The organism is Streptomyces sp. NPDC058198, from assembly GCF_042882605.1.
Taxonomy (GTDB): domain Bacteria; phylum Actinomycetota; class Actinomycetes; order Streptomycetales; family Streptomycetaceae; genus Streptomyces.
In genome coordinates this window covers 147,428-171,549 of record NZ_JBHVVP010000012.1, presented here as the reverse complement: position 1 = coordinate 171,549, position 24,122 = coordinate 147,428, and the positions used below count along the sequence as shown (strand labels likewise).

Here is a 24,122-nt window from a genome sequence, read left to right as displayed (position 1 = left end):
GCCCATGGATCTGGGACTGAAGGACCGCGTCTATGTCGTCACGGGCGCCTCGCGCGGGCTGGGTAACGCCGCTGCGCGGGCACTCGCGGCCGACGGCGCGAAGGTGGTCATCTCCGGGCGCGACGAGAAGAGCGTCGCCGAGGCCGCCGAGGCGATCGGGCCCGGCGCGTACGGGCTGGCCGCGGACAACGCCGATCCGGCTGTCGCACGGCGGCTGATCGCCGCGGCCCGGGAGCGGTTCGGCCGCTTCGACGGCGTCCTGATCAGCGTCGGCGGGCCCGCGCCCGGGTTCGCCGCGGACAACACGGACGAGCAGTGGCAGACGGCGTTCGAGTCGGTCTTCCTGGGGGCGGTACGGCTGGCCCGCGAGGCGGCGGCGGAGCTGGGCGAGGGCGGTGTCATCGGCTTCGTCCTCTCCGGCTCGGTGCGCGAACCGATCCCGGGCCTGACCATCTCCAACGGTCTGCGGCCCGGCCTGGCCGGCTTCGCGAAGTCCCTCGCCAACGAGCTCGGCCCGCGCGGGATCCGGGTGCTCGGCCTGCTGCCGGCCCGTATCGACACGGACCGCGTCCGCGAACTCGACGGGCTGTCGGGCGACGCGGAGGCGGCGCGGGCGACGCACGAGTCCCGTATCCCGCTGCGCCGCTACGGCACCCCGGAGGAGTTCGGCAACACGGCGGCGTTCCTGCTCTCCCCGGCGGCGTCCTATCTGACGGGCCTGATGCTCCCGGTGGACGGCGGCGCCCTGCACGGCTTTTAGGGCGTGCCCGGCGGATCTCGGCGGGCTCCCGGGCGCCCGGCCTCAGCTCACCCGTTCCGCGCGGTGCTTCGCCGCGCGGAGGCGGACCTCCGCCGGCAGCGCCGCCAGTCCCGCCGAGTCACGGGCATGGGTCAGCGCCTCGCCCGAGAGACGGCTCAGCGCCTCACCCGGGGCGACGTGCGGTTCCAGCAGCAGGCGGACGCGCGCGGCGGGCTCGCTGCGGCGGCCCGTCAGCCTGACCCGTGCGCCGGCCACTCCGTCCATGGACTCCGCCTCGCTCTCCAGCACGCCTTCGAGCGCGCGGCCGCGCAGCAGCGCGCCCTCGCCGTCGCCGCTGTCGACCAGCACCTCCGCCAGCCGGGCGCGGCGCAGTTGGGACAGCAGCCACCACAGGGCCAGCACGACCACGACCGCGAGGACCGCGATGACGGCCGGCCACCACCAGCCCTCGTTGCGCCAGCGGAGCCGGTTCGCGCGGCTGAGCAGCACATCGTGCGGCCCGCCGTACGGCCACCAGGACGGCACCGGCCACCCCAGCCCCTGGGCGAGCGCCACGCCGCCCGCGCAGAGCAGCACCAGGCCGATCAGGGCCAGCAGCACACGGTTGACCACCCGGACCATCCCGTCATCCCTTCTTCGTGGGCCTGCGGACCTGCACCGTCAGGGCGGGCGGCCTGGCGAGGCCCAGTTCGCCGATACCGGCGCCCAGCGCGTTGTCCAGGTCGGCCCGTACGTCGTCGAGTTCACGGAAGTGGGACTGGGCACGCACCTTCACCTTGGAGCGCTTCACCCGTACCCGCGCGGACTGCACCCCGGAGACCTCCATGGCCCGGTCGCGCAGCGCCAGCGAGGCGGCGTCCCGGTCCAGCCCGGCCCGTACCCCCGTGAAGTCCCGCCGCATCGTCAGCAGCGCGCGCAGCCCCGGGGTGAGGGCGAGCAGGATCAGCCACAGTCCGAGAGCCATCGCGACGGCCGCGGCCACCAGCACCCAGATCTCGTCGAGCGGCTGAGCGGCCAGCTGGCCCGCGAGCCGGCGGCGCCAGGACATGGCGGGATGGCCGGCCCGTACCGCCGCGATGTCGTAGAGCAGCAGTCCTGCCGCGCCGAGCACGACCAGGGCGGCCAGGGCCGCGGGGATCCGGCGCGCGGACCAGAAGCGTCCGGTTCTGCCGCCCCTGTCGTCCTTCGGCGCCGGCTTGGGCTCGTACCGCGTCGCGGACGACGCCTGGTCCATTCCGAGTACGCCGCCCGGCGCGCCGCCCGTCTCCTGCCCGGCTCCCCCGGCCACGGGTTCACTCATCGGATTCTCCCCTGTGCCACACCGCGCGAATGGACGGAGTGCAGCCGTTCGACCTGCACCACCACTTCGGGCACCTCCATGCCCGCCAACGCGTGTACCCGGTGGGCGACCTGCTGACGCACCGCGCCGCACCGCGCACCGATGTCGGTGGGATAGTCCAGCTCGACACCGACCCGGACGTGCGCGCTGCCGTGGTGCACCGTGACGGTGGCATGCGGTGCGGCACCGCCCTCCGGTACGCCGCCGAGCGCTTCCCGCGCCGCCCGCGCGGCGATCTTCGCGACGACCCGGTCCGCGATCGTGATCTCCCCGCGCTCGGCGGCCGCCACCCGGTCACCGGCCACGCCGGGTCACCGCCGCCGGTCGTAGCGTTCGCGACTGCGGAAGAACTCGCCGGGATCCAGATCGCCGTCGAGGAACCTCCCCGCCACAAAACCCACCACTCCCAACGCGGCCACCAGCACAAAGGCTCCGAAGCCGCCGAAATACCCGGCGAATCCGAGCGCCATACCGGCCAACAGGCCAAGCACCGCCATGCTCATCGCGCTCTCTCCTCTTCCGCTCCTCTTCCGGTTACGGCCACCGCTACTGGAGCCGCGTCTCCGGCCCTTCGTCGTCGTCCTCGTCGGGCAGCTTCACATCGCTGACCGCGATGTTGACCTCGACCACCTCAAGGCCCGTCATCCGCTCGACCGCGGAGATGACGTTCTCCCGTACGGCGGCGGCGACAGCGGTGATGGAGACGCCGTAGTCGACGACCAGCTCCAGATCGAGCGCCGTCTGCACCTCGCCCACCTCGGCCTTGACGCCCTGGCTGACGGATCGGGAGCTGCCGGGGACACGGTCGCGTACGGCGCCGAAGGTGCGGGACATGCCGCTGCCCATGGCGTGCACGCCGAGCACGTCGCGGGCCGCGAGGCCGGCGATCTTCTCCACCACACCGTCGGCGATGGTGGTGCGGCCGCGGGAAGCGGGCGGGCCGCCGCCGCGCCTGGTGACGGACGGTTTGCGCGCCTCGTCGCCCGAGAGCTCTCTGCCGGAAGACACGGACTGATTGCGGGGTGCGGTGTCGGACATCGCCATTCATCCCTTTCCGGGCGGTGGTGACCTCTTTTGCACACATTAGGTGCGCTTGCCCGGTCCCGCGCCGTGGATGCGGCAGGCTGGCACGATGACGACTGAGCACAGCACCGACGGATGGACGGCCGCGGTACGGCAACGGCTGGGCCTGGGCAGGCTGCTGCCGCTCGGCGAAGCGGCGGACGGGGCCTGGCTGTCCGAGCAGGCAGCCGTGGGGGCGCTGCGGCGGGCCGCGGCGCGGGTGCCGGGTGTCGCGCTCGGTACGGTGCGGCTCTCCCTGGCGGAGCCGGACGCGCCCGGGGAGCCCGCCGTGCCGCCCCCGCCGAGCGCGCTGCCGCCCGGACCGCTGCGTATCGACGGGGAGTTCGCGGCGGCGGCCGGCGAGCCACTGCTCCCCCTGGCCGACCGGCTGCGCGAGGCGCTGTCCGGCTGTGCGGTGGACCGGCTGGGGCTGTTGGTGACACAGACCGATCTGCGGGTGACGGCGCTGCTGGACCTGACGGGAGAATCACCGGCGCCCGCTGGGCCGGTGGAGGTACCGCTCGCTCTCCCGGACAGCGGGCCCGCGCAGGTGGTGGCCGCCGTCCCCGGTGTGGCACATCTGACGCGGGCCCTGGGCCCCGGAGTGGTCCTGACGCCGGGACATGTCCGGGTCGAACTGGCGACGGCGGCGGGTCACCGCCCGCTGGATGTGGCACGGGCGGTGCGGGCGGCGGTCACGGCAGCGCTGCCGGGGGCTCCTTCGGTGGCCGTACTGGTCTCGGCGATGGAGGCGGCGCCGGACACGCCTTAGGACGCGTACGTATCAGTCGGCGAGACCCGCGAGGTCGCGCAGCCGGCGGGCCTGGGACGCGCGTTCGGCCGTGCGCTGCGCCTCGAAGGAGCGGCCCGCGGCGCCCTGCAGAAGCGCCTTGGTCTCGATCACGGCGTCACGCGGCGCGGCCAGCAGCGCACCCGCCAAGTCCCGTACCGCGGCGTCGAGTTCTTCGCCGGGCACCACAAGGTTGGCGAGTCCGGTGCGCTCCGCCTCCTCGGCCTGGACGAAGCGGCCCGTGGCGCAGATCTCCAGCGCGCGGGCGTAGCCGACGAGCCCCACCAGCGGATGGGTGCCGGTGAGGTCGGGGACCAGGCCGAGGCTCGTCTCGCGCATGGCGAACTGCACGTCCGAGGCGACGATCCTCAGATCGCACGCCAGGGCGAGCTGGAAGCCGGCGCCGATCGCATGCCCCTGGACGGCCGCGATCGACACGATGTCGTTGCGGCGCAGCCAGACGAAGCCTTCCTGGTACTCGGCGATGGCCGCGTCGAGCTCCGTGTCGGAACCTCGTGCGAGGTCCATGAAGGACGGCTCGCCGTCGAAGCCTTCGGGGGTGAACGCCTGCCGGTCGAGCCCCGCGGAGAAGGACGTGCCCTCCGCGCGCAGCACCACGACCCGCACGTCGCCCGGCAGGGACCTTCCGGCGTCTGTCAACGCCCGCCACAGAGCGGGAGACTGGACGTTGCGCTTGGCCGGATTGGTCAGACTTACCGTGGCGACCGCGTCCTCGACGGTGAGCCGTACGCCATCCTTGTCGAGTACTGGTTCGAGCGAAGTCATGGGGCGCCTCCGGTTCGGGCAGTCAGGGCATCGAGCCAAGTGACTGCACAGTAACCACCTGGGCGATCGTGTGATCGACCGGGTGGCCACCATCCGAACCGGTGGCCAGGAGGAGCCATGCTCGGTCGTCAGGCCGAAGCGGCCTTCTTGCCTCGCGTCGCTCCGCCGCGTCCCCGCAGCGTGACTCCGGACTCGCTGAGCATCCGGTGAACGAATCCGTAGGAACGGCCGGTCTCTTCGGCCAGCGCACGGATGCTCGCACCGTTGTCGTACTTCTTCTTCAGGTCTGCCGCGAGCTTGTCACGCGCGGCGCCGGTTACCCGGCTGCCCTTCTTCAGAGTCTCGGCCACCCGTGCCTCCTCATGGGAAGTGCGCTCTGGACTTCTCATGATCACCCCTCGCGAGCCTCCTGGCCACCCATTCGGCAAGGTCTGTACGACCAGCTTTGCCGGACGTAGGCGTCCGGACACGACCGGAATTGCGTATTCCAGACGTGGAGGCCGCCGCCCCCGGCCGCAGTCCCGGCTGAAATGCCAGGTCAGCGGCGTGCCGGGGGTGGCGGCCGAAGATCATCTCCGGGAAGGACCGGCCCGTCGCGCGGCGCGCCGGGGTATGAGACGCACTCACTCAGATGAAGGATCACTGCTGAGCCGAATGATCCATACGGAGTGGATCACGGGAATGGATCACGCGCGTGGATCACCATGCCGATCATGGCACCGGCAGGCCGGCGGGCTGTCAGGCGAGCGCCACCAGATCCGCGTAGTCCGCGCCCCAGAGGTCCTCGACCCCGTCGGGCAGCAGAATGATCCGCTCCGGTTCCAGCGCGTGGACCGCGCCCTCGTCGTGGGTGACGAGGATGACCGCGCCCTTGTACGTACGCAGGGCGCCGAGGATCTCCTCGCGGCTGGCCGGGTCCAGGTTGTTCGTCGGCTCGTCGAGCAGCAGCACATTGGCGGCGGAGACGACCAGGGTGGCCAGCGCCAGCCGGGTCTTCTCGCCGCCGGAGAGCACCCCGGCCGGCTTGTCGACATCGTCCCCGGAGAAGAGGAAGGAGCCGAGCGTCTTACGGACCTCGACGAGATCGAGGTCGGGGGCCGAGGAGCGCATGTTCTCCAGGACGGAGCGCTCCGGGTCCAGGGTCTCGTGCTCCTGGGCGTAGTAGCCGAGCTTGAGGCCGTGCCCGGGGGTCACCTGTCCGGTGTCCGGCTTCTCGACCCCGGCCAGCAGCCGCAGCAGCGTGGTCTTGCCCGCGCCGTTGAGGCCGAGGATGACGACCCTGGAGCCCTTGTCGATGGCGAGATCCACATCGGTGAAGATCTCCAGGGAGCCGTACGACTTCGACAGGCCCTCGGCCGTCAGCGGGGTCTTGCCGCAGGGGGCCGGCTCGGGGAAGCGCAGCTTGGCGACCTTGTCGTGCTGACGTACCTGCTCCAGACCGGACAGCAGCCGCTCGGCGCGGCGGGCCATGTTCTGCGCGGCGACGGTCTTGGTGGCCTTGGCGCGCATCTTGTCGGCCTGCGAGTTCAGGGTCGCGGCCTTCTTCTCCGCGTTGGCGCGCTCGCGCTTGCGGCGCTTCTCGTCCGACTCGCGCTGCTGCTGGTAGAGCTTCCAGCCCATGTTGTAGACGTCGATGTGCGAGCGGTTGGCGTCCAGGTAGAAGACCTTGTTGACGACGGTCTCGACCAGCTCGACATCGTGGGAGATCACGATGAAGCCGCCGCGGTACGTCTTGAGGTAGTCGCGCAGCCAGACGATCGAGTCCGCGTCGAGGTGGTTCGTGGGCTCGTCGAGAAGCAGGGTGTCGGCGTCGGAGAAGAGGATGCGGGCCAGCTCGACGCGGCGGCGCTGACCGCCGGAGAGCGTATGGAGGGGCTGGCCGAGCACCCGGTCGGGCAGGCCGAGCGCGGCGGCGATGGTGGCGGCCTCGGCCTCGGCGGCGTACCCGCCCTTGGTGAGGAACTCCGTCTCCAGGCGCTCGTACTTCTTCATCGCCTTCTCGCGGGTGGCGCCCTGGCCGTTCGCCATCCGGTGCTCGTTCTCCCGCATCTTCTTCAGTACGGAGTCGAGGTCACGGGCGGAGAGGATGCGGTCGCGTGCGAGGACGTCGAGGTCGCCGGTGCGCGGGTCCTGCGGCAGATAGCCGACCTCCCCGGAGCGGGTGATGGTGCCGGCGGCGGGCAGGCCCTCACCCGCGAGGCACTTGGTGAGGGTGGTCTTGCCGGCTCCGTTGCGGCCGACGAGACCGATGCGGTCGCCCTTGGCGATACGGAACGAAGCGGACTCGATGAGGATGCGGGCGCCGGCGCGCAGCTCGACGCCGGTTGCGGTGATCACGGAAAGACTCCAGGGCGGTATGGACGGCGGAAGAGGGCAGGCGGAGGGATTCTTCGACGCCGGCTAATGCACAAGGAGAAATGCCATACGGCCCATTCTAGCCGGGCCGGGTCACTGCTTTCTCTGGCCGGTGCCCCTGGCTCTTCGGGCGGTCCTCCGGGAGTTCGTTGCCGAGCGGGGTGCGGCCGGGGACGATCCGGCCGAGGCCGTCGACGGCGATCACTCCGGATGTCCAGGCGCCCCGCCCGCCGCAGGGCTGGGCGACGAGCAGGGCGCCGCCCGTGCGGACGGAGCGGCGGGGTTCGAAGGCGCAGCCGCCGGCGGCGGGCAGCACCCAGCGCAGATCCCCGTCGGGGACGCGGTAGGCGGCGATGCGCCGCGGAGTGACGACGGCGAGCATCCGGCCCCGGGGGCCGAGGGGCTGGAGCACCCCGGCGGCGCGGCCGGGGCCGGCGGCCAGCCAGTCGGCGAGGCCGGGGAGGGCGCGGTGCCAGCGGACGGCGTCGCCCGTGGTGCGTTCCGTGTCGGTGACCAGACCGTCGCTCCAGAGGGCGAAGGCATGGCCGGGCGCGGCCGCCAGGGAGAGCGGGCGGTGGCCGGTCCTTTCATGGACCCAGCGCAGCGCGCCGGAGCGCGGGTCGCGTGCCTCGACGCGGGGGCCCGCGGAGCGCAGTACGGGGTCGGGGGCGCCCGGCGCGGTGGCGGACACGGCGGCGTGCACGGTGAGCTGGTCGCCGAAGGGGGCGTGCCGGGACTGGTGGGCGGCGGTCACCAGGGGGACGGCCAGTACGGCCGAGACGAGCGCGAGGGCGAGCCGGCTGCCGCTGCGGGCGCCGCCGCCCGTCGCCGTGGCCGGCAGGGTGGTGGTCGGCAGAGCGGTCACTGTTCCCCTTCGGTTCCCCTGGCCCGGATCAGGCGCGAGCGTAGCGACGGGCGGCGCGGCCGGGACCGGCACCTGGTACGACACGGCGGCCGCGACCGGGCACATCCCCCGTTCGGCCTTGCCCGGCTGTCAGTGGCCGGTGCGAGACTGAGATCCACGTCACAGTCCAGCCCGTGAAGGGGTGATCAGCATCTGAGCCCGTCGGCCGGGCACCGGCCGGCGGGCCGGGCCCCTGCCCCGGTGTGCGGTCAGGATCCGCCGGTGTGCACCTGGAACGCGGCCCGGCGCACGGCCTTGGCGAGGGCGGGATCCGGGTGGGCGGCGGCCAGGGCGACCAGGACCTGGACGGTCCTGGGGTGGTCGACGGCCCTGACCTCGTCGAGCAGGGCGGGCACATTGCCCTGCACGGCGGAGTCCAGGTGGCGGACCAGCAGTTCGCTCTCGCCGTGGTCGGCGACGGCCGCCGCGGTGTCGACCCAGAGCCAGGTCGACTCCTCACGGGTGAGGACCTCGGCGGCGTCGTCGGGGTCGGCGCCCTCGTACTCCGCCAGCCAGAGCAGGGCGTAGGGGCGCAGCGAGGTGTCGTCGGCCGCCGCCCGTACCCCCGCCTCGGCCGGAGCGCCGACGACACGCAGCGCCTCGAAGGCGAGCCCGCGCAGGAGCGCGTCCTCACCGCGGGCGACGGCCAGGAGTTCGGTGACGGCGCTGCCGACGGTGCGGGCGGCGAGCCAGGCGCGGTATTCGGCGCGGGCCGGTCCCGGGGTGAGCCGGGCGCAGCCGCGCAGCATGTCCTGGGCGGACTGCTCGATATTGCCCGCCGGGCTCTGGGCGGCGACGCAGATCTGCTCCAGCTTGACCCACACCGCCCAGTTGCCGAGCGGGGTGAGGGTCGCCTGGCCCTCTCCCAGGGTCAGCGCGCCGACGGCAGCCAGGCCCTCCAGGGCCCAGTCGAGGAGCGGAGGAAGGGGGACGTCGGCCGCGGGGGGCTCTTCGGCGCCCTCCGGCCCGTACGGGACCTCGCAGCGCTCCTCGTGGAGTTCGGCGACGCGCTGGCGCAGCAGGTCGAGCAGCGCGGGGACGAGCACGGGCCCGGCCGAGAGCTGGAGGAGGGAGAGCACCTGGGGGACGGCCTCGACGACCTCGGCGACCGTGGCAGGAGCGACATCGGCGGGTGCCGGGTGGACGAGCGACCAGGCGTCGAAGAGGGCGACCCAGCCGCGCTGGACGGCGCTGTCGTCGCGGTCCCAGGCCTGGAGCCGCCAGCCGGGACGCACGGTGCCGCCGTGCAGCTCGACGAGTCCGGCCAGCCTGGCCCGGTCCCAGCCCGCGCGCACCTGTTCCGGTGTCAACTCCAGCGCCGCGGCGGCCCGTTTCTGGGCGGGCTCGGCCAGCGGCCCCGCACCGGGGTCGCGGTCGACGGCCGCCCAGCGGGCGATCCGTACGGCATCGGCGAGGACCGCCCTCGCCTGGCGGGCCAGCTCCGCGGTGGGCGGAGTGCCCTCGGGCGGCCTGGGGGCCGGCCGGCTGCGGCCGTCGGTCACTGCCCGTCGGGCCGTGGCCAACGGCCGCGGGCGGACGAGTCGGAGTCTGGAGTTGCCCAATTGCTCATCAGGCTTTCGGGACGTCACGAGAGGCAGTCTTCCCGGTGACCGCCCGAAAGCCCAAACGGAATCTGTTCTGTCGGTACCGGAACGACCGAGGAGGCCGCCGCGAGGGGGGCTCCGCAAGGGGACGGAAGGGACGGTGGAGGCCCGTTGGACGACGCGGGGGCGGCTGGCTGACCGGACCCGCGCCGACCGGTTCTGCCTGCGACAACGGCCTTCTGGCAGCCCCGGCGCGGGCCGTGGGGCAGCCGCTAACCGAGGGGTGTGAGGAAGCGGCGGAGCGTCTCCTCGTATCCGGCCGGATCCGCGTTCCACATCGCGGCATGCGGAGCCTGCGGCACGATGTGGAGGCTGATCAGCCCGGGGCCGCGGGCCGCGAGTTCACGGGAGCGTTCCCAGGACGCGAGGGTGTCGCCGGGGCCGTGGAAGATCAGCGCCGGGGCACGCATGTGGTCGGGGTCGGCGGCCCGGAGCAGCCGGTCCCCGTGCAGTCCGGTCCTGCCCTGGGCCGCCCTGACCGCGAGCGGCAGAAGCGGCGCGGGGGTGCGGCGCGCGGTGGCCAGCGCCCGCAGGGTGGCCTCCCAGTCCAGCACCGGGGAGTCGAGCACCAGCCCGGCGATCCGACCGCTCAGCGCGGACTTGGCGGCGGCGTGCAGGGCCATCGAGGCGCCGGTGGACCAGCCGTGCAGGACGACCCGCTCGGCGCCGAAACGGATGGCGTAGCGGATCGCCGCGTCGAGGTCGCGCCACTCGGAGTCACCGAGATGACCGAGACCGTCCGGGGAGCGGGGGGCGCCGGGGTCGCCGCGGTACGCGAGATCGAGCACCGGGAACTGGTGCTCCGCCAGGAATCCCATGATGTTCATGGGGTGCTCGCGGGTGGCACCCAGGCCGTGCACGGTGATCACCCAGGTCTCCCGCTGTCCCGGCACGAACCAGGCGGGCAGGGATCCGAGTTCGCCGGGGATCTCCACGTCCTTGTAGTCGAGACCGAGGGCGGTGCCGGGGTCGCCGCTGTACACCTGCGGGGTGAGACGGACGCGGTGGCCGACGACGAGACTGCCGTGGCTGACGCGTTCCAGCCGGCGGACAACGGTGTCGGGGGCGTGCGCCACCCCCTCCAGGACGGGTCCGACGACCGCGTGGACGCCCGGCCCTTCGAGCCCGTACGTACCGGGGCGCAGGGCGGCGAGGCAGCGGGTCAGGGTGACCTGTCCGGCGGCCGTGGCGTGCACGGTGAGGCGGGGGTCGCTGGGCAGGGGCCGCCCCGGCGATGCCTTGAGAGCGACATCGCTGGCGTACCGGCCGGCCGCGACCGCAGCCGCGCCGACCCCGAGCAGTGTGGTGACGGCCGCTGCCGTCGCTGTAGCCGGGCGCACGGTCTCAGTGTCGTCATGCACGCGCCGTAAAGCCAGTGGGCGGGGTCCGTCAGGGGACGGCGGACCCCGGCTCGGCCCGGCTCACCGGCTCGGCCGCGCGGGCGAGCTCAGCCCGGCTCAGCCCGACTGGCCGTAGCCCTTCAGCTTCTCCCCGGCCTCGCGCACCTGGGCCTCGGACAGGAGCGTCGGGGTGTGGCCCGGCAGGGAGCCGGCCGTGAGCCAGAGACGGCACATCCATTCCAGCTGGGCGGTGCGGTCGTAGGCCTGGGCGAGGGAGTCGCCGTAGCTGACGGTGCCGTGGTTCTGGAGCAGGCAGGCCGTGCGCCCGCGCAACGCCTGGAGCATGCCGGCGGCCAGTGCGTCCGAGCCGTACAGCGCGTACGGGGCGACTCGGACGGCGCCGCCGAGGGCCGCCGCCATGTAGTGGATCAGCGGCAGTTCGGGGACGAGGGTGGAGACGGCGGTCGCGTGCACCGCGTGGGTGTGGACCACGGCGGCCGCGGGGGTGTTCCGGTAGACCGCGAGGTGCAGCGGCAGTTCGCTGGTCGGGGTGAGATCGCCGAGGAGCTGCCGGCCGTCGAGACCGACCGCAACGGGGTCCTCCGCGGCCAGCTGTTCGTACGGCACCCCGCTCGGCGTGACCAGGACGAGTCCGCCGATCCGTACCGAGACATTGCCCGAGGTGCCGACGACCAGCCCCTCCGCCGCCGTCCTGCGGGCCGTGGCCACCAGGTCCTGCCAGGCCTGTTCGATCGCTTGCTGCCGCTGCTGACCGGTCATGGGGCGATCTTCTCAGGCGGCCCGTGCAGGGCCGTCACCGCTCCCGGCGCGCGCCGCGCGGAATGTCCTCACATGGGGTCACCGCAAAGACCTGCCTAGTTCATCTTCCGTTCACCCTGACTCCTTACGTTCACCGAGGCCACCGACGTCGAACGATTGCCTGGGTCAATGGAAAACCTCACCCTGCTGCTCGCGATTGTCATCGTGACGGCGCTCGTGTTCGATTTCACGAACGGTTTCCACGACACCGCCAACGCGATGGCGACGACCATCTCGACCGGCGCCCTGAAACCCAAGATCGCGGTGGCCATGTCCGCCGTGCTGAATCTCGTCGGCGCGTTCCTGTCCGTCGAGGTCGCCAAGACGATCTCCGGCGGACTCATCAACGAACAGGGCATCCAGCCAGAAGTGATCTTCGCGGCGCTCGTCGGCGCCATCCTGTGGAATCTGTTCACCTGGCTGCTCGGCCTCCCGTCGAGCTCCTCCCACGCACTCTTCGGCGGCCTGATCGGCGCCACCCTGATGTCCGTCGGCGCCTCCGGGGTCAACGGCGGCGTCGTCGTCACCAAGGTCCTGATCCCCGCGCTCGCCGCCCCCCTCGTCGCCGGCCTCGCGGCCCTGCTCGCCACCCGGCTGACGTACCGGATCGGCCGCCGCACGGACGAGAAGGCCACCGCCAAGGGCTACCGGGCGGGCCAGATCGCCTCCGCGGGTCTCGTCTCCCTCGCCCACGGCACCAACGACGCGCAGAAGACCATGGGTGTCATCACCCTCGCGCTGGTGACCGGCGGCGTCCTCGCGCCGGGCTCCAACCCCCCGCTGTGGGTCATCGTCTCCGCCGGTGTGGCCATCGCGCTCGGCACGTACCTCGGCGGCTGGCGCATCATCCGCACCATGGGCACCGGCCTCACCGACCTCAGGCCGCAGCAGGGCTTCGCCGCCCAGACCAGCGCCGCGACCGTCATCCTGGCCTCCTCCCACCTGGGCTTCTCCCTCTCCACGACGCAGTCCTGCTCCGGCGCCGTGATGGGCGCGGGCCTGGGCCGCAAGGGCGGGGTGGTCCGCTGGTCCACCGCCACCCGGATGTTCGTCGCCTGGGGCCTGACGCTGCCCGCCGCGGGCCTGGTCGCCGCCGGCGCCGAGTTCCTGACCGGCCAGGGCGCCTGGGGCGTCACGGTCGTCGCCGTCCTGCTCGTCGTGCTGTCCGGTGTGATCTGGCTCGCCTCGCGCCGCCGGCCGGTCGACCACACGAACGTCAACGAGACCGGCGGCGAGGCCGGCCCCGCCACGGACACCGAGCCCGCGGGTGTGGTGACCACCGCCATCGCGGCCGTCACCCCGCCGCCCACGGCCGCCGCCGCGGCCGCGCAGGACCTCTCGACCACCATCCCGGCCCCCACGGGCCCCGCCGGCGAGCCGGCGCGAACCGCCACGGTGTAACGGCTCCCCCGCCGACCAGACCGCAAGGAAAAGGACCGCATGAACATCGACTGGGCAGCCCTCGGCTCCGTCTTCGGCGTCAGCCTCGTGGCCACGATCGGACTCGTGGGCCTGTTCACCCTGGGCATCGTGGGCCTCGCCAAGCAGGAGTCCGCCGCCACTCAGGGCGCCAACGGCTCGGTGGCACTGGCCCGCACCGGCGCCTACGCCTGCTTCGCGCTGTGCGCGGCGGCCGTGGCGTACGGCATCTACCTGATCGTCGCCTGACCCCTGAGCACAGTTCGACTACGACACCGTTCGACTACGGCAGTTCGACCCCGGCCGGCCCCGGCGCACTTCGTGTGCGCCGGGGCCGGTTCCTTGTGGCCCGTGGGGAACACGCGCCGTGTGGGGCTGGGCACTCTGTCCCGTCGCAGGTCAGAGATGAGTTGACGGGTGTTTGCGCAGCGTGGTGGACTGCCGGGGCCATATACGGAGGCAGAAGAGGAAGCCGGTGCGAATCCGGCGCGGTCCCGCCACTGTCACTGGGAATCTCGTCCCCAGGAGCCAGGAACTCTCGCCGCCGCATTTCGTCGAGCCGGGGCGCGGACCCTGAGTGAGGACATTTCGCCATGCCTGGCCGCGGTTCAGCCGCCGAGCGGGTCTTCGCGTACGGCGCCACCGCCGGCCTCCTGTGCGACCGGCTGTTCGGCGATCCCCGACGGGGCCACCCGGTCGCCGTGTTCGGCAGGACCGCGGGGGCCGTCGAGCGGACGCTCCGGCGTGACCACCGCGGATGGGGCGCGCTGCACACCGTGGTGTGCGCCGGTGGCGCCGTCGGCGCCGCGGCGCTCGCCGCCCGGGGCGTACGGGACCGTCGCGCCGCCTCTGTGGCCCTGACCGCCGCCGCCACCTGGGCCGTTGTCGGTGGCACCTCGCTGGGGCGGGAGGCGCGGGCCATCGGCGGCGCGCTCGCCGCCGGGGACATCGAACGGGCCAGGGAGCGGCTGCCGCATCTGTGCGGACGTGACCCGCAGGCCCTGGACGGACAGCAGATCGCCCGGGCCGTCGTGGAGTCCGTCGCCGAGAACACCTCCGACGCCGTCGTGGGCGCGCTGGTGTGGGGAGCGGTCGCGGGGGTGCCGGGGCTCGTGGGCTTTCGTGCCGTGAACACCCTGGACGCGATGGTGGGTCACAAGTCCGCCGTGTACCGCCGGTTCGGCTGGGCCTCGGCCCGTCTCGACGATGTGGCCGGCTGGCCCGGCGCCCGGCTGACCGCCGCGCTGGCCGTGCTGGCCGGCGGCGATCCCCGGGGGGCCGTGCGGGCGCTGCGCGACGACGCCCGCCACCATCCGAGCCCCAACGCGGGCCCGGTGGAGGCGTCGTTCGCCGGCGCGCTGGGCGTACGGCTCGGCGGGACGCTCACGTACGGCGGACGCGTCGAGCACCGGCCCGTGCTGAACGGCGAGGGGCGGCCCGTCGAGGTCGCGGACATCGAGCGGGCCGTGCGCCTGTCGCGCCGGGTGAGCGAGCTCGCCCTGGCGGCCTGTGTGGCCGGCCGGTTCGGCTGCGGCGCCCTACGGCGGACAGCTTCGGGAAAGGGACGCGGATGAGTCGGGGCGGGCGCGGCGGTGGGCTGCTGATAGCCGGAACGACCTCGGACGCGGGGAAGAGCGTCGTCACCGCGGGCATCTGCCGGTGGCTCGTACGCCGGGGGGTGAAGGTCGCGCCCTTCAAGGGGCAGAACATGTCCCTGAACTCGTTCGTGACGCGCGAGGGCGCGGAGATCGGGCGGGCGCAGGCGATGCAGGCCCAGGCGGCCCGGGTCGAGCCGTCCGCGCTGATGAATCCCGTCCTGCTGAAGCCGGGCAGCGACCTCAGCAGCCAAGTGGTGCTGCTGGGGCGGCCGGTGGGCGAGCTGAGCGCCAAGGGATTCTTCGGAGAGCCCGGCGGACCGTCGTCCCCCGGAGGAGCCCTGTACGGCGGCGGGCGGGCAGCCCTGCTCGGGACCGTCCTGGAGTGCCTGGAAGAGCTGCGGGGCAGCTACGACGCCGTGATCTGCGAGGGGGCGGGCAGCCCCGCCGAGATCAATCTGCGGCGTACCGACATCGTGAACATGGGCATCGCGCGGGCCGCACGGCTGCCGGTGGTGGTGGTCGGGGACATCGACCGCGGCGGGGTCTTCGCCTCGTTCTTCGGGACGACCGCGCTGCTGAGCCCCGAGGACCAGGCGCTGATCGCGGGCTATCTCGTCAACAAGTTCCGGGGCGACGTGTCGCTGCTGGAGCCGGGTCTCGAGATGCTCCGCGGGCTGACCGGGCGGGCCACGCTGGGGGTGCTGCCGTGGCGGCACGGTCTGGGCATCGACGAGGAGGACGGGCTGCGGGTCTCCCTGCGCGGCGCCGTGCGCGAGTCGCTGACCGCTCCCCCGCACGGCGAGGACGTGCTGCGGGTGGCGGTCTGCGCCGTACCGCTGATGTCCAACTTCACCGATGTGGACGCGCTGGCCGCCGAGCCGGGTGTCGTCGTGCGGTTCGTGGACCGGGCCGAGGAGCTGGCCGACGCCGATCTGGTGGTGGTGCCGGGCACGCGCGGCACGGTGAAGGCGCTGGCGTGGCTGCGGGAGCGCGGGCTCGCCGACGCGATCGTCCGGCGGGCCGCCGAGGGGCGTCCCGTGCTGGGCATCTGCGGCGGTTACCAGATCCTGGGCGAGCACATCGACGACGAGGTGGAGTCGCGGGCGGGCGCGGTGGCCGGTCTGGGACTGCTGCCCGTACGGGTCAGGTTCGACCGGCACAAAACCCTGGCCAGGCCGGTCGGGGTGGCCCTCGGCGAACCCGTCGAGGGGTACGAGATCCATCACGGCGTCGCCGAGGTGCGGGGCGGCGAGGCATTTGTTTCCGACGAGCAGGGACGGGCGCTCGACGGCTGCCGGGTGGGGGCCGTGCAGGGCACGCACTGGCACGGGGCGCTGGAGAGCGACGCGTTCCGGCGGCGCTTCCTGACGGAGGTGGCGCGGGCGGCGGGCCGGCGCTTCGTGCCCGCGCCCGGCACGAGCTTCGGCGCACTGCGCGAGGAACAGCTCGACCTGCTCGGCGACCTCGTCGAGGAGCACGCGGACACGGACGCGCTGATGCGGCTGATCGAGGAGGGAGCGCCCGCCGGGCTGCCCTTCATCCCGCCGGGGGCGCCATGACCACCATCGAGCCGTTCAAAGGAGCGATCAGCATATGAGCACCCCTTTTCCGTTCACCGCCGTCGTGGGGATGGACGATCTGCGGCTGGCCCTGCTGCTCAACGCCGTCAGTCCGGCCGTGGGCGGTGTCCTGGTCCGCGGTGAGAAGGGCACGGCCAAGAGCACGGCCGTGCGGGCGCTCTCGGCGCTGATGCCCCAGGTGGCGACCGTCGCCGGCTGCCGGTTCAGCTGCGATCCCGCCGCGCCCGATCCGCGCTGCCCGGACGGACCGCACGAGAGCGCACCCGGCGTGTCCCGGCCCGCCCGGATGGTCGAGCTGCCCGTCGGCGCGTCCGAGGACCGGCTCGTCGGGGCGCTGGACATCGAACGGGCGCTGTCCGAGGGCGTGAAGGCCTTCGAGCCGGGACTGCTCGCCGACGCGCACCGCGGGGTGCTGTACGTCGACGAGGTCAATCTCCTCCATGACCACCTGGTCGACCTGTTGCTGGACGCGGCCGCCATGGGCGCTTCGTACGTGGAGCGCGAGGGCGTCTCCGTACGGCATGCCGCGCGCTTCCTGCTGGTCGGGACGATGAACCCCGAAGAGGGCGAGCTGCGGCCGCAGTTGCTGGACCGGTTCGGGCTCACCGTGGAGGTCGCCGCCTCGCGCGAGCCCGAACTGCGCGTGGAGGTCGTACGGCGGCGGCTCGCGTACGACGACGATCCGGCCGGCTTCGCCGCGCGCTGGGCCGGCGAGGAGAGCGCCCTGCGGGAGCGGATCGCCGCGGCGCGGTCCCTGCTGCCCGAGGTGCGGCTCGGGGATGCCGCACTGCTGCAGATCGCCGCGACCTGCGCCGCCTTCGAGGTGGACGGGATGCGGGCGGACATCGTGATGGCCAGGACCGCGACGGCGCTGGCCGCGTGGGCGGGGCGTACGGACGTACGCGCGGAGGACGTACGGCAGGCCGCGCTGCTGGCGCTGCCGCACCGGCGCCGCCGCAATCCGTTCGACGCGCCGGGACTTGACGAGGAGAAGCTCGACGACACGCTGGAGGAGTTCACCGGCGAGGACGGCGACGGGGACAACGACCCTGATCCGGACGGTCCCGACGGATCCGGAGGCGGGGGCGGCCGGCCGCCGGAGTCCGGTCCCGAAGGGCCCGACGCGCCGGAGCGGGACGCCTCCGGGCAGGACGACACGCCCGAGCGGCCGGAGCCGCGGCCCGAGCCGGAGGCCGGACAGCCCCAGCGTGCCGGAGCCGGCGAGCAGTCCGCCGTACAGGCCGCCGAGCCGTTCCGTACGAAGATGCTGAGCGTTCCCGGTCTGGGCGAGGGCGCGGCCGGGCGCCGCTCCCGGGCCCGTACGGAACACGGCAGGACGACGGGGTCGCGACGGCCGCGTGGCGCGCTCACCAAGCTGCATCTCGCGGCGACCGTGCAGGCCGCGGCGCCGCACCAGCGGGCGCGCGGGCGCAGCGGCCCCGGCCTGGTGGTCCGCAGGGACGATCTGCGGCAGGCGACGCGGGAGGGGCGCGAGGGAAATCTCGTGCTGTTCGTGGTCGACGCGTCCGGGTCGATGGCGGCCAGGCAGCGGATGAGCGCCGTGAAGGGCGCGGTGCTCTCGCTGCTGCTGGACGCCTACCAGCGGCGCGACAAGGTCGGACTGGTCACCTTCCGGGGGAAGGACGCGGCGGTGGCGCTGCCGCCGACGTCGTCGGTGGACGCGGCCGCGGCCCGGCTGGAGTCGCTGCCGACGGGCGGCCGCACCCCGCTCGCCGCCGGGCTGCTGAAGGCGCACGACGTCCTGCGGGTGGAGCGGATGCGCGATCCCGCGCGCCGCCCGCTGCTGGTGGTGGTGACGGACGGGCGGGCGACGGGCGGCCCCGATCCGGTGGCGCTCGCCTCGCGTGCGGCGCGGCTGCTCGCCGCGGAGAAAACGGCCTCGGTGGTCGTGGACTGCGAGTCGGGGCCGGTACGGCTCGGTCTGGCCGGCACGCTCGCCATGGATCTGGAGGGCGCCGCCGTCACCCTCGACGAGCTGCGCGCCGACAGCATCGCCGGCCTGGTCAGGGACGTACAGGGCGGACAGGGCGCACCCGGCGCCGCGCACGGAGCCAGGGGAACCAACGGACCCAGGAGGGCCGCGTAATGCCACAGGGACAGCCGGAGACCGTACCGGACGACGGGCTCACCACCCGTCAGCGCCGCAACCGCCCGCTCGTGCTCGTCCACACGGGCACCGGCAAGGGCAAGTCGACGGCGGCCTTCGGGCTCGCGCTGCGCGCGTGGACGCAGGGCTGGCCGATCGGGGTGTTCCAGTTCGTGAAGTCGGCGAAGTGGAAGGTCGGCGAGGAGCAGGCGCTGAAGGTGCTGGGGGCGAGCGGCGAGGGCGGTTCCGTCGCCTGGCACAAGATGGGTGAGGGCTGGTCCTGGGTGCAGCGCGACTCGCAGCTGTCCAACGAGGAGGCGGCGCGCGAGGGCTGGGAGCAGGTCAAGCGGGATCTGGCGGCGCAGACGCACCGGCTGTACGTCCTGGACGAGTTCGCCTACCCGCTGCACTGGGGCTGGGTGGACACCGACGAGGTGATCGAGGTGCTGCGCGCGCGTCCCGGCACCCAGCATGTGGTGATCACCGGCCGCAACGCTCCGGAGAAGCTGGTGGAGTTCGCGGATCTCGTCACCGAGATGACGAAGGTCAAGCACCCGATGGACGCCGGTCAGAAGGGCCAGAGGGGCATCGAGTGGTGAACGTCCCGCGCCTGGTCGTCGCGGCGCCGTCCTCCGGGAGCGGCAAGACCACGGTGGCCACGGGCCTGATGGCGGCCTTCTCGGAGCGCGGGCTCGCGGTGTCCCCGCACAAGGTCGGGCCCGACTACATCGATCCGGGGTATCACGCGCTGGCGGTGTCGACGGGGGCGCGGACCCGCCCGGGGCGCAATCTCGACGCGTACATGTGCGGACCCGGGCTGATCGCGCCCCTGTTCGCGCATGGCGCGGCGGGCTGCGACCTCGCAGTCGTCGAGGGCGTGATGGGGCTGTACGACGGCGCCTCCGGCCAGGGTGAACTGGCCTCCACCGCCCAGGTGTCGAAGCTGCTGCGCGCACCGGTGGTGCTGGTGGTGGACGCCTCGTCGCAGTCCCGGTCCGTGGCGGCGCTGGTGCACGGCTTCGCGTCCTGGGATCCGGAGGTACGGATCGGCGGGGTGATCCTCAACAAGGTCGCCACCGACCGGCACGAGCGGCTGCTGCGCGACGCGCTGGACGAGTCGGGCGTACTGGTGCTGGGGGTGCTGCGGCGCACCGACCAGGTCACGCCCTCGCGCCATCTGGGCCTGGTCCCGGCCGCCGAGCGGCACGCGGACGCCCTGGGGTCGATGCGGGAGCTGGCCGGGCGGGTGCGCGCGGGCTGCGATCTGGAGGCGCTGCTCGCCCTGGCGCGCAGCGCGCCGGCGCTGGACACGGCCGCCTGGGAGCCGGACGTCGAGCCGGTGGGCGGCGCCCGCCCGGTGATCGCCGTGGCCGGCGGGTCCGCGTTCACCTTCTCGTACGCGGAGCACACGGAGCTGCTCACGGCCGCGGGCGCGGACGTCGTGCCCTTCGATCCGCTGCGTGACGAGGAACTCCCCGACGGCACCCGGGGTTTGGTGATCGGCGGCGGCTTCCCCGAGGTGTACGCCCCGGAGCTGTCCGCCAACGAGCCGCTGCGCAAGGCCGTGGCGGAGCTGGCGTACTCCGGCGCTCCGGTGGCCGCCGAGTGCGCCGGGCTGCTGTATCTGGCGCGCTCCCTGGACGGGAAGCCGATGTGCGGGGTGCTGGCCGCCGACGCGCGGATGTCGGGGCGGCTGACGCTGGGCTACCGGGAGGCGGTGGCGATCGGCGACAGCGCGCTGGCACGGGCCGGGACGCGGGTCCGCGGGCACGAGTTCCACCGGACGGTGCTGGATCCGGGCGCGGGGACGGCTCCCGCGTGGGGGCTCGTACACCCCGAGCGCCGGCTGGAGGGATTCGTCCAGCAGGGCGTGCACGCGAGCTATCTCCATACGCACTGGGCGGCCACGCCGGACCTGGCGCGGCGGTTCGTGGAGAGATGCGCGGCCTGACCGGGGCCGGGCGGCGCGCGCCCGGCAGGCTCTCATCCGGCGAAGCCGACCACCAGCCAGATGAAGACCACGCCCAGGACCGTGCACAGCAGCGTGGAGCGCGCCGGGTGTTCGTGGTGGGCCTCGGGCAGGATCTCGGCGGCGGCGAGATAGAGCAGGGCGCCGCCGAAGAAGCCGAGATAGCTGCCGAGCACCTCCTCCGGGAGGGTGAACAGCAGCGTGGACGCGGCGCCGAGTACCGGCGCGACGGCGTCCGCGACCAGCATCATGATCGCCTTGCGGCGGTCGTTCCCGTACAGGCTGGTGAGCGTGTACGTGTTGAAGCCGTCGGCGAAGTCATGGGCGATGACGGCGAGGGCGACGGCGGTGCCCATGCCGCTGCCGATCTGGAAGGCCGCGCCGAGCGCGATGCCGTCCATCACGCTGTGGCCCACCATGGCCGCCGCCGCGGTCACTCCCAGCTGGGGGACGCGGCCGTCCTTTCCGGGGGCCGCACCGTGCCCGCCGCCCCCCTGCGGGTCGCCTCCGTGGGCGGCCTGACGGCCGGCGAGCAGGCGTTCCACCAGATGGGCGACGAGGAATCCGCCGACGAACAGCAGCAGCGCCTGTGGCACGCCGAAGATCTCCTCGCCCGCCGCGTGCATCGCCTCCGGCAGCAGGTCCAGGCCGACCACACCGAGCATCAGGCCCCCGGCCAGGCCCAGCACCAGATGACGGCGGTCGGTGACGCGTTGCGCCGTCCAGCCGCCGAACAGCGTCATGAGGAACGCGCCGAGCGCGACGAAGACCGCCATGCGCCCCTGCATAGCCGATCAGGGCCGTGCCGCGCACATCCCGGACCGGCCCGCGGACCGGAAAGGGGCCGTTCGTGACCGCCGGCGCCACCGGGTGGTCGCTGGTCGTGGGAATCGGCGCGAGCAGGGGCGCTCCCGTCGGGGAGGTCCTCGGGCTGATCGAACAGACGCTGCGGGACGCGGGGCTCCCGGCGTCGTCCGTCGCCGAGCTGGCGACCGTCGACACCAAGACGGGCGAGGCCGGGATCGTCGGCGCGGCCGCGCGGCTGGGCGTGCCCGTACGCGGGTACCCAGCCGCCCTGCTGGCCGGGATCGCCGTACCGAATCCGTCCGGTGCGCCGCTGGCCGCCGTGGGGACACCGTCCGTCGCCGAGGCCGCCGCACTCGCGCGCGGGGGTGAACTCCTCGTACCGAAGCGGAAGTCGAGCCCGGCGGGCCGGCCCGCTTCGGTCACCTGCGCCGTGGCGCGTCAGGGGGGCCGGTCGGAGTGGAACCGGTGCGGGCGGACATGATGTCGGTGTTGACTGTGGAAAACAGCGGCCGCGCGGGGCACCGTGGGCCGCACAGTGACGCCCCGGGCTGCCGGTGGCATGCGGAAGGAGCCCGGTGACCCGCGTCGTCCAGCCCATCGAGAGCATGGCGCCCCAGGAGCCGTCGGCCGACCGGCTGTCGCCGGTGCCGGCGCGGTCGCACGTGCCCCCCGTCATACCCTGCGATCAGTCCCGTGGCTCTTATGTCTACGCGCGCTGACCTCTACGACCTGCGGCATCACGGCGATGCCGAGATGCGGGACGGAGCGGCGGGACTGATCGATCTCGCGGTCAACGTCCGTACGGACACTCCCCCGGCCTGGCTGCGCGCGCGCCTCGCCGAGTCGCTGACCGGGCTCGCCGCCTACCCCGACGGGCGGGCGGCGCGCGCGGCGGTCGCGGCGCGGCACGGACTGCCGGTGGAGCGGGTGCTGCTGACCGCGGGGGCGGCGGAGGCGTTCGTCCTGCTCGCCCGCGCCCTGCCGGTGCGCAGACCCGTCGTCGTCCATCCGCAGTTCACCGAGCCGGAGGCCGCCCTGCGGGACGCCGGGCACACGGTGCGGCGGGTGCTGCTGCGGGTGGAGGACGGCTTCCGGCTGGATCCGGACGCGGTGCCCGAGGACGCGGATCTGGTGATGCTCGGGAATCCGACCAACCCGACGTCGGTGCTCCATCCGGCGGCGGAGATCGCGAAGCTCGCCCGGCCGGGGCGGACGCTGGTCGTGGACGAGGCGTTCATGGACGCGGTGCCCGGCGAGCCGGAGGCGCTCGCCGGGTACACCGATGTGCCGGGGCTCGTGGTGCTGCGCAGCCTCACCAAGACGTGGGGGCTCGCGGGCCTGCGGATCGGCTACGCACTGGCCGATCCGCGGACGGTGAGCGCGCTGGAGCGCGCACAGCCGCTGTGGCCGGTCTCCACTCTCGCGCTGGTCGCCGCGGAGGCGTGCATGTCACCCGCCGCGCTCGCGGAGGCGGAGCAGGCGGCGCGGCGGACCGCGGTGGAGCGGGCCCATCTGCTGGCGGGGCTCGCGGAGTTCGAGGAGGTACGGGCGGTGGAGCAGGCGGCGGGCCCGTTCGTCCTCGCACGGATGCGCCGCGCCGATTCGGTACGGGCCCGCCTGCGCACCCTGGGCTTCGCCGCCCGGCGCGGCGACACCTTCCCGGGCCTCGGCCCGGAGTGGCTGCGCCTCGCGGTGCGCGACCGGTCCACGACCAACCGCTTCCTGCAGGCCCTGGACCAGGCATTGACGGCGGTCGGCGGCTGACACGGTGGGTGCCGGCGTCCCGGGCCGGGTGGCCCGGGGCGCCGCGCTCCCGCTCGTACGCGACTCGTACGCGCGACTCATACGCGACTCGCACGCGCGAAGAGCGGTGCCCCTGTCGGAGCACCGCTCTCCCTCACGGCCCCCCCAAGGGCCGGGTCCTCGGGGTCAGCGCCTGGCGCGGGCCCTGGCCAGGACGAGCACGCCGCCGCCCGCCGCGAGCAGGACCGCCGCGCCGCCCGCCAGATACGGCGTCATCGAGTTGCCGCCCGTCTCCGCGAGGTTCTCCTTGACCGGCTCCGCGGCGCCCTGGGGCTTCGGATCCGTCTTCACCGGCTCCTCGGGCTGCTGCGCCTCGGGCTTCTCCGGCTCCGGCTGCTGCGCGGCGGCGGGCACCTTCGGCGACTCGCAGGTGGCCTCGGCGAGCGTGACGGAGCCCTCGACCTCGGCGACGTTCAGCTCAAGGGGGTTGACCGACACCTTGAGTTCGAGCGCCGTGGCCGCGGCCGTACGGGACGTGGTGCGGGTCTTCGACAGGTCGAGCGTCACCTCGCCCACCCCCGGCACCCGGACGCGGGTCGGCCCCCCTGCGGAGAGCGTGATCCTCTTGCCGAGGACGGTCACCCCGCCGAGCAGATTGGACTCGGCGACCGGCCGCTTCCCCGCCTCACAGACCGCCGTCGAGGTGACCTCCTGGATCTCGATGAGCGAGAGCAGCGGCAGGCCCGGCACATGCACCCTCGCGTGCACGAGGTTGGTGTACCCCCGCGCCGTGCGACCGTCGGCCGTCGCCTTCGCGGTGGCCACGTCGGCGCGCAGCACGCTGAAGGGCTTGCCGTGGTCGACCCCGTTCAGCTGGACGCTCAGCGCCGTCTTCGCGGCGCTCGCCGGTGCCTGCACCTCGTTGAGCGTGGCCCTGAGCGGCACCTGGACGGTCTTGTTGAGCAGGGACACATCGAGGCCGGTCCTGAGCACGACCGCGCTCGCCCGCCCCTCGCCCGTACCGCCGGTGGCCTGGGCCGGAGCGGCGAGGAGCACGGGGCCCGCCGTCAGCGCCGCGGCGGCCACGACGGTGGCGCAGCGGCGTGCGGGCATGCGGAAGGTATTGCTGTTCAAAATGGT

Annotated in this window: 24 protein-coding genes, 1 pseudogene and 1 riboswitch; of the genes and pseudogenes, 11 read left to right on the top strand and 14 right to left on the bottom strand. The window is 73.6% G+C overall.

All coding sequences use genetic code 11. The features are described 5' to 3' along the window. Positions 1-4 precede the first annotated feature (4 nt). A complete protein-coding gene (locus ACFVWW_RS29220) occupies positions 5-760 on the top strand; it encodes an SDR family oxidoreductase (RefSeq protein WP_384191899.1) in 756 nt (251 codons plus the stop codon). Between the two features lie 42 nt (positions 761-802). Here the strand turns inward: ACFVWW_RS29220 and amaP are convergent, their stop codons facing one another. Genes amaP through ACFVWW_RS29195 form a run of 5 tightly spaced genes read right to left on the bottom strand, consistent with a single transcriptional unit; the run spans position 803 to position 3,137 of the window. Further along, positions 803-1,381, bottom strand: coding sequence for an alkaline shock response membrane anchor protein AmaP (gene amaP, locus ACFVWW_RS29215; protein ID WP_384191896.1), 579 nt, complete (start codon positions 1,379-1,381; stop codon positions 803-805). 4 nt (positions 1,382-1,385) lie between these two features. Further along, entirely contained in the window at positions 1,386-2,060 is a 675-nt protein-coding gene (locus tag ACFVWW_RS29210) for a DUF6286 domain-containing protein (protein ID WP_384191894.1), read from the bottom strand. Further along, on the bottom strand, positions 2,057-2,404 hold the full coding sequence (locus tag ACFVWW_RS29205) for an Asp23/Gls24 family envelope stress response protein (protein ID WP_384191891.1): 348 nt from the start codon (positions 2,402-2,404) through the stop codon (positions 2,057-2,059). The genes ACFVWW_RS29210 and ACFVWW_RS29205 overlap by 4 nt, the downstream gene beginning before the upstream one ends. 6 nt (positions 2,405-2,410) lie before the next feature. Continuing rightward, positions 2,411-2,602, bottom strand: a complete 192-nt coding sequence (locus tag ACFVWW_RS29200) for a hypothetical protein (RefSeq protein WP_384191888.1) — start codon at positions 2,600-2,602, stop codon at positions 2,411-2,413. A gap of 43 nt (positions 2,603-2,645) precedes the next feature. After that, on the bottom strand, positions 2,646-3,137 hold the full coding sequence (locus ACFVWW_RS29195; RefSeq protein ID WP_384191887.1) for an Asp23/Gls24 family envelope stress response protein: 492 nt from the start codon (positions 3,135-3,137) through the stop codon (positions 2,646-2,648). A 94-nt stretch (positions 3,138-3,231) separates the two neighbouring features. Here ACFVWW_RS29195 and ACFVWW_RS29190 point away from each other — a divergent pair, with 94 nt between their 5' ends. Continuing rightward, positions 3,232-3,933 carry a hypothetical protein gene (locus ACFVWW_RS29190; RefSeq protein WP_384191884.1) on the top strand — a complete coding sequence of 234 codons (702 nt, stop codon included), beginning with the start codon at positions 3,232-3,234 and terminating at the stop codon, positions 3,931-3,933. 12 nt (positions 3,934-3,945) lie between these two features. On the opposite strand, the gene ACFVWW_RS29185 is transcribed toward ACFVWW_RS29190, so the two are convergent. From ACFVWW_RS29185 to ACFVWW_RS29155, 7 genes are all read right to left on the bottom strand, one after another. After that, positions 3,946-4,737, bottom strand: a complete 792-nt coding sequence (locus ACFVWW_RS29185; RefSeq protein ID WP_384337460.1) for an enoyl-CoA hydratase/isomerase family protein — start codon at positions 4,735-4,737, stop codon at positions 3,946-3,948. A gap of 128 nt (positions 4,738-4,865) precedes the next feature. Further along, positions 4,866-5,087 carry a helix-turn-helix domain-containing protein gene (locus ACFVWW_RS29180; RefSeq protein ID WP_030753304.1) on the bottom strand — a complete coding sequence of 74 codons (222 nt, stop codon included), beginning with the start codon at positions 5,085-5,087 and terminating at the stop codon, positions 4,866-4,868. Between the two features lie 388 nt (positions 5,088-5,475). Continuing rightward, entirely contained in the window at positions 5,476-7,074 is a 1,599-nt protein-coding gene (locus ACFVWW_RS29175) for an ABC-F family ATP-binding cassette domain-containing protein (RefSeq protein WP_384191878.1), read from the bottom strand. A 97-nt stretch (positions 7,075-7,171) separates the two neighbouring features. Then, positions 7,172-7,957 (bottom strand): hypothetical protein, encoded by a 786-nt coding sequence (locus tag ACFVWW_RS29170; RefSeq protein WP_384191875.1) that lies wholly within the window; start codon positions 7,955-7,957, stop codon positions 7,172-7,174. A gap of 248 nt (positions 7,958-8,205) precedes the next feature. Then, entirely contained in the window at positions 8,206-9,585 is a 1,380-nt protein-coding gene (locus ACFVWW_RS29165; protein ID WP_386877746.1) for a hypothetical protein, read from the bottom strand. Positions 9,586-9,812: 227 nt separating this feature from the next. Then, complete coding sequence (locus tag ACFVWW_RS29160) at positions 9,813-10,940, bottom strand: alpha/beta hydrolase (RefSeq protein WP_384191869.1); 1,128 nt, start codon at positions 10,938-10,940, stop codon at positions 9,813-9,815. Positions 10,941-11,057: 117 nt separating this feature from the next. Beyond that, positions 11,058-11,720 (bottom strand): class II aldolase/adducin family protein, encoded by a 663-nt coding sequence (locus tag ACFVWW_RS29155; RefSeq protein ID WP_384191866.1) that lies wholly within the window; start codon positions 11,718-11,720, stop codon positions 11,058-11,060. A 168-nt stretch (positions 11,721-11,888) separates the two neighbouring features. On the opposite strand from ACFVWW_RS29155, the gene ACFVWW_RS29150 reads away from it, so the two are divergent. The 7 genes from ACFVWW_RS29150 to ACFVWW_RS29120 all read left to right on the top strand — a co-directional run bounded on the left by ACFVWW_RS29150 (position 11,889) and on the right by ACFVWW_RS29120 (position 20,414). Then, the gene (locus tag ACFVWW_RS29150) at positions 11,889-13,160 is read left to right on the top strand and encodes an anion permease (protein ID WP_384191863.1); all 1,272 of its coding nucleotides are present in this window, start codon (positions 11,889-11,891) and stop codon (positions 13,158-13,160) included. Between the two features lie 39 nt (positions 13,161-13,199). Then, entirely contained in the window at positions 13,200-13,427 is a 228-nt protein-coding gene (locus tag ACFVWW_RS29145; RefSeq protein WP_384191860.1) for a hypothetical protein, read from the top strand. 176 nt (positions 13,428-13,603) lie between these two features. Further along, positions 13,604-13,739, top strand: a riboswitch (cobalamin riboswitch). A gap of 32 nt (positions 13,740-13,771) precedes the next feature. Next, positions 13,772-14,752, top strand: a complete 981-nt coding sequence (locus ACFVWW_RS29140) for a cobalamin biosynthesis protein (protein ID WP_386877747.1) — start codon at positions 13,772-13,774, stop codon at positions 14,750-14,752. Continuing rightward, entirely contained in the window at positions 14,749-16,335 is a 1,587-nt protein-coding gene (locus ACFVWW_RS29135) for a cobyric acid synthase (RefSeq protein ID WP_386877748.1), read from the top strand. Before ACFVWW_RS29140 ends, ACFVWW_RS29135 begins: the two co-directional genes overlap by 4 nt. 34 nt (positions 16,336-16,369) lie before the next feature. After that, positions 16,370-18,463 carry a putative cobaltochelatase gene (locus tag ACFVWW_RS29130; protein WP_386877749.1) on the top strand — a complete coding sequence of 698 codons (2,094 nt, stop codon included), beginning with the start codon at positions 16,370-16,372 and terminating at the stop codon, positions 18,461-18,463. Then, positions 18,463-19,062: a cob(I)yrinic acid a,c-diamide adenosyltransferase gene (cobO, locus tag ACFVWW_RS29125; protein ID WP_384191851.1), complete on the top strand. Its 600-nt coding sequence runs from the start codon at positions 18,463-18,465 to the stop codon at positions 19,060-19,062. The genes ACFVWW_RS29130 and cobO overlap by 1 nt, the downstream gene beginning before the upstream one ends. Continuing rightward, positions 19,056-20,414 (top strand): cobyrinate a,c-diamide synthase, encoded by a 1,359-nt coding sequence (locus ACFVWW_RS29120; protein ID WP_386877750.1) that lies wholly within the window; start codon positions 19,056-19,058, stop codon positions 20,412-20,414. The genes cobO and ACFVWW_RS29120 overlap by 7 nt, the downstream gene beginning before the upstream one ends. 32 nt (positions 20,415-20,446) lie before the next feature. Here the strand turns inward: ACFVWW_RS29120 and ACFVWW_RS29115 are convergent, their stop codons facing one another. Beyond that, entirely contained in the window at positions 20,447-21,208 is a 762-nt protein-coding gene (locus tag ACFVWW_RS29115; RefSeq protein ID WP_384191846.1) for a ZIP family metal transporter, read from the bottom strand. Between the two features lie 98 nt (positions 21,209-21,306). On the opposite strand from ACFVWW_RS29115, the pseudogene ACFVWW_RS29110 reads away from it, so the two are divergent. Together ACFVWW_RS29110 and cobC are read left to right on the top strand one after the other, a co-directional pair. Beyond that, positions 21,307-21,690 (top strand): annotated as a pseudogene (locus ACFVWW_RS29110) (cobalamin biosynthesis protein); the annotation flags it as partial. A 251-nt stretch (positions 21,691-21,941) separates the two neighbouring features. Further along, a complete protein-coding gene (cobC, locus tag ACFVWW_RS29105) occupies positions 21,942-23,003 on the top strand; it encodes an Rv2231c family pyridoxal phosphate-dependent protein CobC (RefSeq protein ID WP_386877751.1) in 1,062 nt (353 codons plus the stop codon). Positions 23,004-23,168: 165 nt separating this feature from the next. Here cobC and ACFVWW_RS29100 read toward each other — a convergent pair whose 3' ends face one another. Further along, positions 23,169-24,116 (bottom strand): SCO1860 family LAETG-anchored protein, encoded by a 948-nt coding sequence (locus tag ACFVWW_RS29100; RefSeq protein WP_386877752.1) that lies wholly within the window; start codon positions 24,114-24,116, stop codon positions 23,169-23,171. Positions 24,117-24,122: the final 6 nt, after the last annotated feature.